Here is a 15,112-nt window from a genome sequence, read left to right as displayed (position 1 = left end):
GGCAATTGATTCATGACTCCAGCGGCATCACCGTCACCCGCACTTCGGGATCATGGGCACCGCCCCCCAGGATCACCCCGCGCAACGGCGACACATCGGAAAAGTCCCGGCCCCAGGCCAGGGTGATGTGTTCCAGGGCCGGCTGCACGTTGTTGGTCGGGTCGAAGTCCACCCAACCCAACACCGGGCAATACACCGAAACCCAGGCATGGGACGCATCGGCGCCAATCAACCGTGGCTGGCCGGGCGGGGGCTGGGTCAGCAGGTAGCCGCTGACGTAACGCGCCGCCAAACCACGTGAGCGCACGCAAGCCAGCATCAAGTGGGCGAAGTCCTGGCAAACACCTCGCCGCCGTTCCAGCACTTCCACCAGCGGCGTCGCCACTTGGGTCGCCTCGGCATCGAAGGTGAACTCCTCGAAAATCTTCTCCATCAGCGCTCGAACGCCCACCATCAGCGGTCGCCCTGGCGGAAAGCAGCTTTCGGAAAATTCGACGAAGCTGCGCTTGAGATGCACATAGGGTGACTCGAAACGATAGCGGCACGCCTCCAGCAATGGCGCCGCCAGTGGCCGTCCCGTGTAGGTCAGCGCGTTGCAGGTCGACTCCCAGGCCGGGGACAGGTTGAAGTCCAGCTCGGGACGGGCCAGCACCTCGACGCTCAGGCGGGCATTGACCAGCAGCTCGTCGTGGGGCCGTTCAAAGGCCAGGCGGGTCAGCGGGTTGCCGAACACATCCAGCTCGTCACGACGGGTCGTCGGTTCCGGGCTGATCAGCAGTTGCTGTTCGGTGCAACGCTGCCAGTCACAGGCCCGTGGCCACAGGTGAGCAAGCTGCTGGGCCAGGGACACCGGGCTGTCGTAGTGGTAATGGGTATCGTGGAGAATCTGGTAATGCGCGTTCATCAGACGGACACCGTACGTTGGCTGACGTCATCGACATGGGCGAAATGACGCAAGGCCAGGCGATCGGACACCTGGCCGCTGACATCGGCCACTTCCTGCAACAGGTCGGCCAGCCCATCGAGTGCGGCGCGCAGGCTGGCTTCACCGAACAAAGGGTTTTCCAGGCAACGCAGGTCAAAGCGTGACAGGCGTACGACCAGCTCTGGCAAGGCGGTTTCCTTGGGCGCAGCAAAATCATCGTTCAAGCGCTTGAGGGTGCGGGCCACCAGTTTCAACTGGAAGAGCACCGCGTGGGGGTTCTGTTCGTCCAGCAGCAGCAAGTCCAGCACCGGGATCAACTGCGCCACCGCCAAATAACGCGAACGGTAGGTGATGCTGCTGTTGCCCAGTTCCAGCAACCACTCCAGCCCAGCCTGATCGAACACTGCATCACTGCGCAAAAACGCCGCGAGGCTGCTGCTGAGAAACTGCAGGCGCTCCAGGCGCCGGCCGATCATCAGGAAGCGCCAGCCTTCGTCACGCGTCATGTCGTCCAGGGCGAAGCCGGACAACGCTGCCAGGGACATCACCAGCCGATTGAGGAAGTCCAGCAACTCGCCGAAATCCGCCTCCTCGGTTTCCAGCTCCATGGCTTCGCGCTGCAATTCCACCAGCGCCTGCCAGTTCTCCCGGGACAGCTTGCCGCGCACCTGCGAGGCGGCCCACTGCAAGCGCTGCAGGTTGGAACGCAGGCTGAACGACCAGTCGTCCCCCAGCAGCGCCGCCAGCAAACGCTCGGGCAATTCGCCCTCTTCCGGCAGCAGCATCAGACTTTCGCCCAGGGCCACCGCCGATTGCAGGGCCTGCGGATCATCGCCATCGACATAACGCGCCAGCATGATCCGCAGCAACCGCGCACTGCCATCACAACGCTCGCAGTAGCGGCCGAACCAGAACAGGTTTTCCACCACCCGCGAAGGCAGGTACGGATCGCGTCGAACCAGGTCATGGACGCCCACGGTTCGCTGGGCCTTCCATTGTTCACCGCCGGGGGCCTGCTCACTCAGCACCCAGGTGTCCTTGCTCGCGCCACCGCGCTGCATCGACACCACTTCCGCGTCGGCCTCGGCGGCCACGCGGGTCAGGCCACCCGGCAGCACCCGATAATCGTCCTTGCCGGACACCGCATACATGCGCATGCCAATCGCCCGGGGCTGGATTTGCCCATCTTCGGCCTGCCAGACCGGTGCCTGGGACAGCTGCGCCAGTTCCTGGGCGACATAGGCATAGGGCCGTGCCTGCATGCGCGCCGCCAGTTGGCCGCGCTGCGCCTCGCTCAGGTCGCGACCGAACACCGGGCTGAAACTCTGGGAAGGAAACGCCGGCTTGATCAACAACTGCGGCAATTTTTCCAAGGCCTGGGCCAGCACCGGCGGCTCACCGCACCACCAGGTGGCGATGGACGGCAGCAACAGTTCTTCGCCGAACAGGTACTGGTTGATCTTCGGCAGGAACCCCAGGAGGCCCGGCGATTCCAGCACGCCACTGCCCAGGGCATTGGCCACCAGCACCCGGCCCTGGCGCACCGCTTCGAGCAAGCCCGGCACGCCGAGGGCCGAGTCGGTACGCAGCTCCAGAGGGTCGCAGAAATCGTCGTCGAGCCGGCGCATGATGGCGTGGACCCGGCGCAGGCCGCTGAGGGTCTTCAGGTAGACCGTGGCGTCCCGTACAGTCAGGTCGCCGCCTTCCACCAGCGGATAGCCCAGTTGGCGCGCCAGGTAAAGATGTTCGAAATAGCTTTCGTTGAATCGCCCCGGTGTCAGCAGCACCACCAACGGTGACTCGCCATCGCTGGGCGCCTGTCGCGCCAGGGTTTCCTGCAAGGTGCGGAAAAACCCGGACAGGTGCCGCACCTTGAGGTCGCGATACAGGTCGGGGAAGGCGCGGGAAACAATCATGCGATTTTCCAACGCGTACCCAGCCCCTGAAGGCGCCTGGGTCCGGTCCGCCGTGACCCACCACCGACCATCGGGCGCGCGCGCCAGATCCACCGCATACAGGTGCAGGAAACTGCCGTCCGGTGGAGCGATGCCCTGGCAGGGCCAGAGGAAGTTGTTGTGCCCGAATACCAACTCTGCCGGCAACAGCCCTTCGCTGATCAGCCGCTGCGGCCCGTACAGGTCAGCCAGCACTGCATTGAGCAGTCGCGCTCGCTGGGCGATCCCGGCGGACAGATGCTTCCATTCCTGCGGTTCGATCACATGGGGCAGCAGGTCCAGTTCCCACGGCCGATCGGCGCCTTTCGGATCGGCGTAGACGTTGTAGGTCACGCCGTTTTCCTGGATCTGCCGGGCCAGCAAGGACTGGCGCTGGAGCAACTGGGCCGGCGTGCTGCGCTGCAATTGGTCGAACAGCCGCCGCCAGTGCGTACGCACCGCTCCGCTGTCGTCCAGCAATTCGTGATAGGTGCCCGTCGTCAGCGGGTAACGGTCAAGCAGGTCAGGCATGGAAAGCTCGGCAGACGGCAATGAAAGGTGAGACTAGCGCAAGCGCATGATGCCCGGATAGGTGTGTTTGTGTTGGATCCGACCTGGGTTTTAAGGCTGCAATCATTGTGGCGAGGGAGCTTGCTCCCGCTGGGTTGCGCAGCAGCCCCAAAATTTTTATGGTCGCTGCGCAACCGAGCGGGAGCAAGCTCCCTCGCCACAGGGTCCACCTAGCGCGTTAACGTCCTGGGAAACGCCGCAGATCGAGCGTGAGTGGAAACTCGTCATCCGTTACCAAGTCGGGTATCGGCAGTTTCCCCGGCGTGTGTCCAAGACGGAAGAAACGCGCCATGCGCCGGCTCTCGGCCTCGTTGGCATTCACCGGCAGGCTGTCGTAGTTGCGCCCACCCGGATGGGCCACATGATACTGGCAGCCGCCCACGGAACGTTGCATCCAGGTATCGAGCAAATCGAAAACCAACGGCGCATGCACCGGGATGGTCGGTTGCAGGCAGTTGGCCGGTTGCCAGGCGCGGAACCGCACCCCGGCGACGAACTCGCCGACCCGACCGGTCGGTTGCAGCGGCACCGGTACGCCATTGCAAGTCAGCAGATAGCGTTGTGGCGCCAGGCCGCTGAGCTTGACCTGCAGACGCTCCAGGGAAGAATCCACATAACGCACGGTGCCCCCTACCGCGCCCTCCTCCCCCAGCACATGCCAAGGCTCGAGGGCTTGGCGCAATTGCAGCTCGATACCGCTGACGGCGTAGTCGCCCACCTTGGGGAAACGGAACTCCAGGTGCGCGGCGAACCACTCGGCCCGCAACGGGTAGCCGGCGGCGTTCAGCTCGTGGATGACGTCGGCAAAGTCCTGCTCGATAAAGTGCGGCAACAGGAAACGGTCATGCAGCTCTGTGCCCCAACGCGCGAGTTTCGCCGGCGCATACGGCTCGCGCCAGAACCGCGCCACCAGCGCCCGCAGCAGTAATTGCTGGGCCAGGCTCATGCGGGCGTGGGGCGGCATCTCGAACGCACGCAACTCCAGCAGGCCGAGACGCCCGGTGGCGCCGTCCGGTGAATAGAGCTTGTCGACGCAGAATTCGGCACGGTGCGTATTGCCCGTCACGTCGATCAACAGGTTGCGCAACAAGCGGTCGACCAACCACGGTGGGCATTCTTCGCCGGGCTGCGGCATTTGTGCGAAAGCGATTTCCAGCTCGTACAACGCGTCGTTACGGGCCTCGTCCACGCGGGGCGCCTGGGAGGTCGGGCCGATGAACAATCCGGAAAACAGGTAGGACAAGGATGGGTGATTATGCCAATAGCTGATCAGGCTGCGCAGCAGATCGGGACGTCGCAGAAACGGCGAGTCAGCCGGTGTCGCGCCACCCAGTACGAAATGGTTACCGCCACCCGTGCCGGTGTGCCGGCCATCGATCATGAATTTCTCGGTGGTCAGTCGGGTCTGTCGCGCTTCTTCGTACAAAAATTCAGTGCGTTCGACCAACTCATCCCAGGTCGCCGAGGGCTGCACGTTGACCTCGATCACGCCGGGGTCGGGGGTGATGCGGAAATTGCCCAGGCGTGGGTCGCTTGGTGGCTCGTAGCCTTCCAGCAGCACCGGACAGTGCAGTTCCTCAGCCGTGGCCTCGATGGCACTGACCAACTCCAGGTAGTCCTCGACCCGCTCCAGCGGCGGCATGAACAGGTACAGCCGGCCTTCACGGGCCTCGGCACAGAAGGCGGTGCGGGTCAGCCAGTCGGCGGACTGGTCGATCTCCGGAACTCGCTCCTGCTCGGTGGCCGACTCGCCGTGACGCGCCAATTGCTCGGTGCCGGGCAGCTCGGGCAAGTCCTGGTTCGGGTCGGTGGGGTGGATGAACGGGTACTCGGCCGCCGTCACCCAAGGCTGGGACGCCAGCGGCAAGCGATAACCCAGGGGCGAATCCCCCGGCACCAGGCGGCAGTGACTGTCGCGCAGATACCAACGCCCGCTTTGCCATTGATCGCCCTTGGCGGTGCGGGCCAATGGCAGGACCTGGCCAATCACTTTATCCAGTCCCTGGCTGAAGACCTTGCGCAACCGCGTACGCTCCAAGGCATCCTCCAGGCGCGGATCTTCGGCCGTGACATTCGAAGGCAATGCCCCTTCGCGCCAGAGGTAATAGAAATTGTCTTCGTAGGCCGGAAACACGAACCGCGCAGGAATCTTCAAGCGCTCGGCGACACTCGCCAGGAAGCGTCCAGCCAGCTCGCCATCGGCGCCGTAGTCTTCCTGCTCATCAGCGATCAACGCGCTGTTGTGCCAGATCGGCACCCCGTCGCGCCGCCAATAGCAGTTCAGCGACCAGCGCGGCAGTTGTTCGCCGGGGTACCACTTGCCCTGGCCGAAATGCACCAGCCCCTTGGGCGCATAGTGGTTGCGCATGCGTTGGAACAGCTCGGCGGAGAGACGGCGCTTGTCCGGCCCGAGGGCTGCGGTGTTCCACTCGGCGCCGTCCGGGTCATCGATGGAGACAAAGGTCGGTTCGCCGCCCATGGTCAGGCGCACGTCGCCCTCCAGCAGGTCGGCATCGATCTGCCGCCCCAGCGCCTGGATCGCCAGCCATTGCGCGTCGGTGTAAGGCTTGGTCACCCGCGGTGCTTCCCAGACCCGCTCGACGGACATTTCGTGGCTGAACTCGCATTCGCAAGGCTCCACCAAGCCACTGATCGGTGCCGCCGAGGACGGATCGGGACTACAGGCCAACGGGATATGGCCTTCACCGGCGAACAGCCCGGACGTCGCATCCAGGCCGATCCAGCCGGCACCGGGCAGGTAGACCTCGCACCAGGCATGCAGGTCGGTGAAGTCCACGTCGGTGCCGGAAGGGCCATCGAGGCTTTTCACGTCGGCGGTCAATTGGATCAGGTAACCGGAGACAAACCGCGCGGCCAGACCGAGATTTCGCAACAACTGCACCAACAGCCAGGCGGAATCGCGGCAGGAACCGGATGCGTGCTCAAGGGTGTGCTCCGGGGTCTGGACGCCGGGCTCCATGCGGATCAGGTAGTTGATGTCTTCGCTCAGGCGCTGGTTGAGCGCCACCAGGAAATCCACCGCCGGCAACGGCGTGCGGTCGATACCGTCCAGGTACGCCTGGAACTTCGGCGTCAACGGGAGCTTTTCCAGGTAGGGCATCAGCTCATGTTTTTCGTCGGCCGCGTAGGCGAACGGAATTTTCTCGGCGTAAGGCTCGAGGAAAAAATCAAACGGATTGAACACCGCCATCTCGGCGACCAGATCGACTTCGACCCGCAGCTCATCGGTCTTTTCCGGGAACACCAGCCGCGCCAGGTAGTTACCCTGGGGGTCCTGTTGCCAGTTGATGAAATGCTGCTCCGGCGAAACCTTCAGCGCGTAGGAAAGAATGCGCGTGCGGCTGTGGGGCGCCGGGCGCAGGCGAACAATCTGCGGACCGAGCTCGACAGCGCGTTCGTAGCGATAGTGCGTGACATGGTGCAATGCGACATGGATCGACACGACGTGCCTCCTGCGAGCCTGGGCGGTAACGAAAGCGGCGCAAGACTTATGCCATGCAGGCAGGCCGGACACTTTCTTTGTCTACTCAAGGCAGTAGAGCACTAAAAACGCGCGATGCCCGTATTCATCTGCAAAGGAACGCACATAAATGCGGCGCAGACAGCGCCAATCGACTCAGCGGCGCGGACGCGAGGCCTTGGCGGATTGGATGATGAGCTCGCGTTGGCGGCGGATGTCGACGAGTTTGCTGCGCATTTCCCGGTGACGCTTGCTGTTGAGCAACAGCAGCCCCAGCAACGGCAATAGCAACGCGAACAGGTAGACCCCCATGTGCGGCCGGTAGGTAAACATCGGCAGCACCACTGCCAGGCATGCCAGGAAATAACCCGCCACACACCAGACGGCCCAGGCACGCCCACGGGCAATCAGCAGGTTGCCCAAGACCAGGACGAGCACCAGGGCCAAGGTGCCAAGCCCGACATAGTCGACCCTGGCCGACGACTCCAAGGCACGCCAGTATGTGGTGCCCGCCAGGACGAGCAGCGTTGATCCTGAAAAGCACCCCAGCAAGATGGTGCCCATGAACACCGGGAAATAACGGGCGAGGAATGGCTTCAGCGCTCCACCCCCGATCATTCCGTGAACTCCTCATACAGGCCGACGGCCACGGTCTTCACATGGCCGCCGCCGGTATAACTGCCGATGACGCCCAGGGCGCCGCCCAACGAGTCCTTGATTTGCGTCAGGGTCGCGTGGCGGATTTCAGCGGAGGAGTAACGTTTGGGCATGGCCCCCGCGCGTTGCTGCAGCTTGAGCAGCTTCGCGGTCAGGCTCGGGTCCTTCAGCGTCAACAACTCCTTGGTCAGTTTGCTGCGCTCTTGCCGATTCAGGCCCTTGAGCAACTGATACCAACTCTTTCCAGTGCCGGCCGCTTTGTTGGCCTTGAGCAACCGGACAGTCGTCAGGGCCGAGCCACCGACACCGACCAGGGAAACCCCGTCAAGGATCGGCGACACGATGTTGTACCAATCGGCGTCGTTCATCTCATCGTTGCCGGTCGGGTTGGTCAGCTCATTGGCCACCCGCATCCCGCCAATGACACATTGCGCGGTACTGGCCGTCGCGGCAGCGGCGCCCAGGGCAACGACAAAAGCACTTGCCCCTGCCGTAAAGGGCACCGCGACGCTGCCACTGAACACCACCACCCAACCAATCACCGCGGCGACACAGGACAGGCCGGCGTTGGTCGCTTCAAGCCCGAGCTTGGACTCGCGGGGGCTGCTTTTGACCTGATCGATGAACTGCTGCGGCGCGATGTATTTTTTCGCCTCGCGCAGAACGATGCGCTTGGGCGCAATGCTGCAAATCGGCTTGAATTCGCGCAGGGTCACGACGTTGTAGTCGGAGTCGACATACACCACACCGGCGCCGGCGATGCCAGGGTCGGCATCGATGGCCGCGAACAGGCGCGGCAGGTTGACCTGGCTTTCGATGCGTTGGCGGGCCATGAACTGGGAGAAGCTCAGGTCCATGCCAATGCCGGTTGAAGCGCTGCTCATACGAATCGTCCTTGAGAATCGGAAGTGAATCTTTATCCACACACAATACTGTGGCGAGGGAGCTTGCTCCCGCTCGGCGGCGAAGCCGTCGTAAACCGGCCGGCACGGTCTGTCCGGGAACATTGCATGGGATTGTTTGGGGCCGCTTCGCAGCCCAGCGGGAGCAAGCTCCCTCGCCACAAAGGCAACGCATCCGCCGTCGTGCCATAAGGTGGGCGCCACGATAACAAACGGCCAGCACCCTCGCTAGAAAGCAAAACGCCAGCACTTAGGCTGGCGTTTTGCGAGGCGGCTGGGCGATCAGCGCGGCACGACAGGCTTGCGCGCCGGTTTCGGTCCTTTGCCCTTGGCGGCGTCCTTGCGTTCCTTGGCGGCCTGCTGGTTGCGGGCGAATGCCGCGGCCTTGGCCTGCTCGCGCTTGTCCCATGGGTTGCCACCGTCGCTGGCCCGCGGCGGCAGGCCGGTGTGCTGGGTCAGAATCTTGGTGGTTTCCTTGGCCACCTTGTGGCTGCCGGCGGGCGTCGAGTTCTTGCGACGGGCGCTCTGGTAGCTGTCGGTGGCCGGCTGGTGCAATGGAATCAACTGGTTCTTGCCCGGCCCGATCAGGTCGGCGCGGCCCATGCGGGTCAGCGCTTCGCGCAGCATCGGCCAGCCTTTCGGGTCGTGATAGCGCAGGAACGCCTTGTGCAGGCGGCGCTGCTCCTCGCTCTTGACGATGGTCACCCCATCGCTCTTGTAGGTGACCTTGCGCAGCGGGTTCTTGCCCGAGTGGTACATCGCGGTGGCGGTGGCCATCGGCGACGGATAGAACGCCTGCACCTGGTCGGCCCGGAAACCGTTGCCCTTGAGCCACAGCGCCAGGTTCATCATGTCTTCGTCGGTAGTGCCCGGGTGAGCCGCGATGAAGTACGGAATCAGGTACTGCTCTTTCCCCGCTTCCTTGGTGTACTTCTCGAACATCCGCTTGAATTTGTCGTAGCTACCGATGCCCGGCTTCATCATCTGGTTGAGCGGGCCTTCCTCGGTGTGCTCCGGGGCGATCTTCAGGTAACCGCCGACGTGGTGGGTCACCAGCTCCTTGACGTATTCCGGCGATTCGACCGCCAGGTCGTAACGCAGGCCGGAGGCAATCAGGATCTTCTTCACCCCAGGCAAGGCCCGGGCGCTGCGGTACAGCTGGATCAGCGAAGAATGGTCGGTGTTCAGGTTCGGGCAGATACCGGGGAACACGCACGATGGCTTGCGGCACGCGGATTCGATTTCCGGACTCTTGCAGGCAATGCGGTACATGTTCGCGGTCGGGCCGCCGAGGTCGGAAATGACCCCGGTGAAACCCGGGACCTTGTCGCGGATCTCTTCGATCTCGCGAATGATCGACTCTTCGGAACGGTTCTGGATGATCCGGCCTTCGTGCTCGGTGATCGAGCAGAAGGTGCAGCCACCAAAGCAGCCACGCATGATGTTCACCGAGAAACGGATCATTTCGTAGGCCGGAATCTTCTCCTTGCCGTACGCCGGATGGGGAACACGTGCGTAAGGCATGCCAAACACGTAGTCCATTTCTTCAGTAGTCATTGGAATGGGCGGCGGGTTGAACCAGACGTCGACTTCACCGTGCTTCTGCACCAGGGCGCGGGCGTTGCCCGGGTTGGTTTCCAGGTGAAGTACGCGGTTGGCGTGGGCGTAGAGCACAGCATCGCCACGGACCTTTTCCACCGACGGCAGGCGGATCACGGTCTTGTCGCGGGTCATTTTCGGGCTCGCCAGGATCTGCACGACCTTGGCTTCGCTCGGGTCTTCAACCGGACCTTTTTCCTGCTCGATGGCGCAGGCTGCGGTGTCCTGGGTATTCACGTACGGGTTGATGATCTTGTCGATCTTGCCCGGACGGTCGATGCGCGTGGAATCGACCTCGTACCAGCCTTGCGGCGTGTCGCGGCGAATGAACGCGGTGCCGCGCACATCGGTGATGTCTTCGATCTTGTGGCCGTAGGACAGGCGCTGGGCGACTTCGACAATCGCCCGCTCGGCGTTGCCGTAGAGCAGGATGTCGGCGCACGCGTCGATCAGGATCGAGTTGCGCACCCGGTCCTGCCAGTAATCGTAGTGAGCGATACGGCGCAGGGAGGCTTCGATACCACCGAGCACGATCGGCACGTGCTTGTAGGCTTCCTTGCAGCGCTGGCTATAGACCAGGCTCGCACGGTCCGGCCGTTTGCCCGCCATGCCACCCGGGGTGTAGGCGTCATCGGAGCGGATTTTCTTGTCGGCGGTGTAGCGGTTGATCATCGAGTCCATGTTGCCGGCCGCGACACCGAAAAACAGGTTGGGCTCGCCCAGCTTCATGAAGTCGTCTTTGGACTGCCAGTTCGGCTGGGCAATGATCCCGACACGAAAGCCCTGGGCTTCCAGCAAACGGCCGATGATCGCCATGCCGAACGACGGGTGATCGACGTAGGCATCACCGGTGACGATGATGATGTCGCACGAATCCCAGCCGAGCTGATCCATCTCCTCCCTGCTCATGGGCAGGAACGGCGCCGGGCCGAAACATTCGGCCCAGTACTTGGGATAGTCAAATAACGGCTTGGCTGCTTGCATGTCGATGACCGGTATAAAGGATGAAAAATCGCGGGCGCGGAATATAGCACAAAAATTAACCAATTGTGGCGAGGGAGCTTGCTCCCGTCCGGCTGCGCAGCAGCCGGATATCCCACGCACCTTGATTACAAGTGCAACCGGGGTCTGCTGCGCAGCCCAGCGGGAGCAAGCTCCCTCGCCACAAAGGCGAATTAAGCGAACAGATTATTCGTCGTCATCAAAATTGTAGCTACCCGGCGCCAGGTTTTCGAAGCGCGTGTATTTGCCGATGAACGCCAGGCGGATGAAGCCGATCGGGCCGTTCCGCTGCTTGCCGATGATGATTTCGGCGATGCCCTTGTGTTCCGTCTCGGGGTGGTACACCTCGTCGCGGTACACGAACATGATGACGTCGGCGTCCTGCTCGATCGCTCCGGATTCCCGCAAGTCGGAGTTCACCGGACGCTTGTTGGGGCGCTGTTCCAGGGAACGGTTCAACTGGGAAAGCGCCACCACCGGGCAGTTGAATTCCTTGGCCAGGGCCTTGAGGGAACGGGATATCTCGGAAATCTCGTTGGTCCGGTTGTCGCCGCTGGAACCAGGGATCTGCATCAACTGCAGGTAGTCGATCATGATCAACCCGATATCGCCATGCTCACGCACCAGACGACGGGTCCGGGCACGCATTTCCGACGGGCTGATACCGGCCGTATCGTCGATGAACAGCTTGCGGTCGTTGAGCAGGTTGACCGCCGAGGTGAGGCGCGGCCAGTCGTCGTCTTCCAGTTGGCCGGAACGGACCTTGGTCTGGTCGATACGCCCCAGGGACGAGAGCATACGCATGATCAGCGATTCGCCTGGCATCTCGAGGGAGTACACCAGGACCGCCTTGTCGCTGCGCAGCACCGCGTTTTCCACCAGGTTCATTGCAAAGGTGGTTTTACCCATGGACGGACGGCCGGCGACGATGATCAGGTCGGACGGTTGCAGGCCGCTGGTCTTCTCGTCGAGGTCGGTGTAGCCGGTGGACAGGCCGGTGATGGCGTTGTCGGTGTTGAACAAGGTGTCGATGCGGTCGATGGCCTTGGTCAGCAGGTCGTTGACGCTCACCGGGCCGCCGGTTTTCGGCCGGGCCTCGGCGATCTGGAAGATCTGCCGCTCGGCTTCGTCAAGGATCTCGGCGGCGGTACGACCTTCCGGGTTGAAGGCGCTGTCGGCGATCTCGGTGCTGATGCCGATCAACTGGCGCAAGGTCGCCCGCTCGCGGACGATCTGTGCATAAGCCTTGATGTTGGCGACCGACGGCGTGTTTTTCGCCAGCTCACCCAGGTAACCCAGGCCGCCGACCTGGGACGTCTGGCCTTCCTTGTCCAATTGCTCGGCCAGGGTGACGACGTCGATCGGCATGTTCTGATCGGCCAGACGGGCGATCGCACGGAAAATCAGGCGGTGGTCATGCCGGTAGAAATCGCCATCGGAGACTTGATCGAGCACACGTTCCCAGGCGTTGTTGTCCAGCATCAGGCCACCCAGCACGGCCTGTTCGGCCTCGATGGAATGCGGAGGCACCTTCAGGGCAGCGGTTTGCAGATCGTATTGCTCGGGGGCGGTGATTTCGTTCATGGCCACGTCTGGTTATGAAAATCAGGAATTGCAGAAAGACAAAGGGCACGACCTGTAAACAGGATCGTGCCCGATGTTACCGGCAAGCACCCGAGGGTGCCAGCCGACAGGTGTTGCTTAGGCTGCTACCACGACAACGCGTACGGTGGCTTCAACTTCGGCGTGCAGGTGCACGGCTACGTCGAATTCGCCTACGTTGCGGATGGTGCCGTTCGGCAGACGAACTTCGCTTTTCGCTACTTCAACGCCGGAGGCGGTCAGTGCGTCAGCGATGTCGTGAGTACCGATCGAACCGAACAGCTTGCCTTCGTCGCCAGCGGTGGCAGTGATGGTCACTTCCAGCTCGGCCAGTTGGGCAGCACGGCTTTCAGCCGATGCTTTACGGTCTGCGGCGGCTTTTTCCAGCTCAGCGCGACGCTCTTCGAACGCAGCCAGGTTGGCAGCGGTCGCAGCGGTGGCTTTGCCGAAAGGCAGCAGGTAGTTACGACCGTAGCCGGCCTTAACGTTTACTTTGTCGCCCAGGTTGCCCAGGTTGGCGATTTTTTCCAGAAGGATCAGTTGCATGTGAAAATCCTCTAACTTTTAACCTTCACCGTTCGCGTTGTCGGCGTCTTTCGGCGCCATACGACCGCGAAAATCAATCAGGCTGTCGACGATGGCCAAGACCACGAGCAACGGACCGAGCAAGTGCATGAAAGGCAGCAACGTCACGTATATCCCCACCAGCCAGAACGTGGCCAGTCGCTTCTGCGCCACCAGCCCGTGAATCAGGGCCAGGCCGGCGAAGACCAGCGCAACACTGCACAACGGCAACAGGATCAGTGCATGCAGCCCGAAAAACGGAGCCACACACATGACGGCCAGCAGTGACAGCGCCACGCTCTTGGGGAATCGGATGGCGCGAAACTCGCGACCGAAACCACCGGGGTTATACAACGACGCCTGCCAATAGCGCCCAAGAATCAGGCACAGCACGCTAAAGATCTGCAGCGAAGACGCTATCGAAATGATCATCAGCGGAGCGCTCAGGGCGGTGAGAAACGCCTTCTGGTCTGCCGAGAAAGTCTCGTAGACCTCACCCATCGCCAGCGGCAGGACGTGTTCGAACGTCTGCGCCAGTGACTCGATGAAGGAACTGAAGACAGTTCCCAGGCTCACCGCACACAACAACCCCACGGCCACGCTGCACAGCAGCACGCGGTTCCAGGTATGGCCGGCGCGCAAAACCAACGCCAGGCCACTCGCCCCGAGCAACACCAGGAGTGTTGTCGGGTCCTTCAGGAAGTACCAGCTCACCAACGCTGACAGCAACCCGATACCCAGGACGCTCAAGGCGTCCGAACCGCGCCGCAGGAGCACAAGGCACCCAGCGGCGGCACTCAACCAGAACAACAGCGGCAATGCCGCGGATCCGGCCACAACCAACGTGGCCTGCACACGTCCCCGCATGATGAAGTCAGCTAAGGCGCGCATGCATTCAATCCCTTACTACTCGTCGACTGCCCGGTCTCAGCGGCCGTGGCTGTCGGTGTAGGCCAGCAGGGCCAGGAAGCGGGCGCGCTTGATAGCGGTGGCCAGCTGACGCTGATAACGAGCTTTGGTACCGGTGATACGGCTTGGAACGATTTTGCCGGTCTCGGATACGTAGGCTTTCAGAGTGTTGAGATCTTTGTAATCGATCTCTTTCACGTCTTCAGCGGTGAAGCGGCAGAATTTACGACGACGGAAGAAACGTGCCATGTGATTGGCTCCTTAAAAGGTCCGTGGATTACTCGTCAGCGTTATCGCTGTTGTCGCTGTCGCTATCGCTGTCATCGCCATCGGCGCTGTCAGAGTGCTCAGGACGGTCGCGACGCTCACGGCGCTCACTGCGGTTTTCTTCAGCCTTGAGCATCTCGGATTGGCCGGTGACGGCTTCTTCGCGACGGATGACCAGGTTACGGATCACTGCATCGTTGTAGCGGAAGTTGTCTTCCAGCTCGGCCAGGGCCTTGCCAGTGCACTCAACGTTCAGCATCACGTAGTGAGCCTTGTGAACATTGTTGATTGCGTAGGCCAGTTGACGACGGCCCCAATCTTCCAGACGGTGGATTTTGCCGCCGTCTTCTTCGATCAGCTTGGTGTAACGCTCAACCATGCCGCCGACTTGCTCGCTTTGATCCGGGTGGACCAAAAAGATGATTTCGTAATGACGCATGAATGCTCCTTACGGGTTGTAGCCTGCCGCTCAAAAACGGTCAGACAAGGAGTGAATGACACTTATGGACTTGAGGACGCTAGACACATAAGTGCCTGCCATCACAGCAAGGGGCGCAATTGTAGAGAAGGGCCGAGGGCGGCGCAAGGCAATTGGCGATTATTTGAACAACCACTGACGATTGCGAGGCTGAAAAATGTAGGAGCTGCCGAAGGCTGCGATCTTTTGATCTTGATCTTTCGCTTGAGACTCAACTGTCAG

At 62.0% G+C, this 15,112-nt stretch carries 11 protein-coding genes; all 11 read right to left on the bottom strand.

Annotation, left to right across the window (positions count from 1 at the left end; genetic code table 11):
- Positions 1-10: 10 nt before the first annotated feature.
- On the bottom strand, positions 11-904 hold the full coding sequence (locus AD659_RS02165; protein ID WP_053117931.1) for a transglutaminase family protein: 894 nt from the start codon (positions 902-904) through the stop codon (positions 11-13).
- Entirely contained in the window at positions 904-3,390 is a 2,487-nt protein-coding gene (locus AD659_RS02160; RefSeq protein WP_053117929.1) for a circularly permuted type 2 ATP-grasp protein, read from the bottom strand. Before AD659_RS02160 ends, AD659_RS02165 begins: the two co-directional genes overlap by 1 nt.
- A 217-nt stretch (positions 3,391-3,607) precedes the next feature.
- The gene (locus AD659_RS02155; protein WP_053117927.1) at positions 3,608-6,892 is read right to left on the bottom strand and encodes a transglutaminase family protein; all 3,285 of its coding nucleotides are present in this window, start codon (positions 6,890-6,892) and stop codon (positions 3,608-3,610) included.
- A 174-nt stretch (positions 6,893-7,066) separates the two neighbouring features.
- Positions 7,067-7,528 carry a hypothetical protein gene (locus AD659_RS02150; protein WP_053117925.1) on the bottom strand — a complete coding sequence of 154 codons (462 nt, stop codon included), beginning with the start codon at positions 7,526-7,528 and terminating at the stop codon, positions 7,067-7,069.
- Positions 7,525-8,451: an Ssp4 family T6SS effector gene (gene ssp4 / locus AD659_RS02145; RefSeq protein WP_053117923.1), complete on the bottom strand. Its 927-nt coding sequence runs from the start codon at positions 8,449-8,451 to the stop codon at positions 7,525-7,527. Before ssp4 ends, AD659_RS02150 begins: the two co-directional genes overlap by 4 nt.
- Positions 8,452-8,751: 300 nt before the next feature.
- Positions 8,752-11,052 (bottom strand): YgiQ family radical SAM protein, encoded by a 2,301-nt coding sequence (locus tag AD659_RS02140; protein ID WP_053117921.1) that lies wholly within the window; start codon positions 11,050-11,052, stop codon positions 8,752-8,754.
- Positions 11,053-11,256: 204 nt separating this feature from the next.
- Complete coding sequence (dnaB, locus tag AD659_RS02135) at positions 11,257-12,654, bottom strand: replicative DNA helicase (protein ID WP_053117919.1); 1,398 nt, start codon at positions 12,652-12,654, stop codon at positions 11,257-11,259.
- A 117-nt stretch (positions 12,655-12,771) separates the two neighbouring features.
- On the bottom strand, positions 12,772-13,218 hold the full coding sequence (gene rplI, locus AD659_RS02130) for a 50S ribosomal protein L9 (protein WP_003186385.1): 447 nt from the start codon (positions 13,216-13,218) through the stop codon (positions 12,772-12,774).
- Between the two features lie 18 nt (positions 13,219-13,236).
- Entirely contained in the window at positions 13,237-14,127 is an 891-nt protein-coding gene (locus tag AD659_RS02125) for a YybS family protein (RefSeq protein ID WP_053117917.1), read from the bottom strand.
- A 36-nt stretch (positions 14,128-14,163) separates the two neighbouring features.
- On the bottom strand, positions 14,164-14,394 hold the full coding sequence (gene rpsR / locus AD659_RS02120) for a 30S ribosomal protein S18 (protein WP_002551829.1): 231 nt from the start codon (positions 14,392-14,394) through the stop codon (positions 14,164-14,166).
- Positions 14,395-14,422: 28 nt separating this feature from the next.
- A complete protein-coding gene (gene rpsF, locus AD659_RS02115) occupies positions 14,423-14,851 on the bottom strand; it encodes a 30S ribosomal protein S6 (protein ID WP_003186395.1) in 429 nt (142 codons plus the stop codon).
- Between the last annotated feature and the right edge of the window lie 261 nt (positions 14,852-15,112).

Origin of the sequence: Pseudomonas thivervalensis (assembly GCF_001269655.1) — a bacterium.
Classification (GTDB): Bacteria; Pseudomonadota; Gammaproteobacteria; order Pseudomonadales; family Pseudomonadaceae; genus Aquipseudomonas; species Aquipseudomonas thivervalensis.
Note: the sequence above shows the minus strand (reverse complement) of the source record. Positions and strands in the feature narration are given on the sequence as shown.

Coding starts and splice junctions, on each gene's coding strand:
- rplI (WP_003186385.1), bottom strand. CDS start 13,218: ATGCAACTGATCCTTCTGGAAAAAATCGCCAACCTGGGCAACCTGGGC.
- rpsR (WP_002551829.1), bottom strand. CDS start 14,394: ATGGCACGTTTCTTCCGTCGTCGTAAATTCTGCCGCTTCACCGCTGAA.
- AD659_RS02165 (WP_053117931.1), bottom strand. CDS start 904: ATGAACGCGCATTACCAGATTCTCCACGATACCCATTACCACTACGAC.
- AD659_RS02150 (WP_053117925.1), bottom strand. CDS start 7,528: ATGATCGGGGGTGGAGCGCTGAAGCCATTCCTCGCCCGTTATTTCCCG.
- AD659_RS02125 (WP_053117917.1), bottom strand. CDS start 14,127: ATGCGCGCCTTAGCTGACTTCATCATGCGGGGACGTGTGCAGGCCACG.
- rpsF (WP_003186395.1), bottom strand. CDS start 14,851: ATGCGTCATTACGAAATCATCTTTTTGGTCCACCCGGATCAAAGCGAG.
- AD659_RS02160 (WP_053117929.1), bottom strand. CDS start 3,390: ATGCCTGACCTGCTTGACCGTTACCCGCTGACGACGGGCACCTATCAC.
- ssp4 (WP_053117923.1), bottom strand. CDS start 8,451: ATGAGCAGCGCTTCAACCGGCATTGGCATGGACCTGAGCTTCTCCCAG.
- AD659_RS02140 (WP_053117921.1), bottom strand. CDS start 11,052: ATGCAAGCAGCCAAGCCGTTATTTGACTATCCCAAGTACTGGGCCGAA.
- dnaB (WP_053117919.1), bottom strand. CDS start 12,654: ATGAACGAAATCACCGCCCCCGAGCAATACGATCTGCAAACCGCTGCC.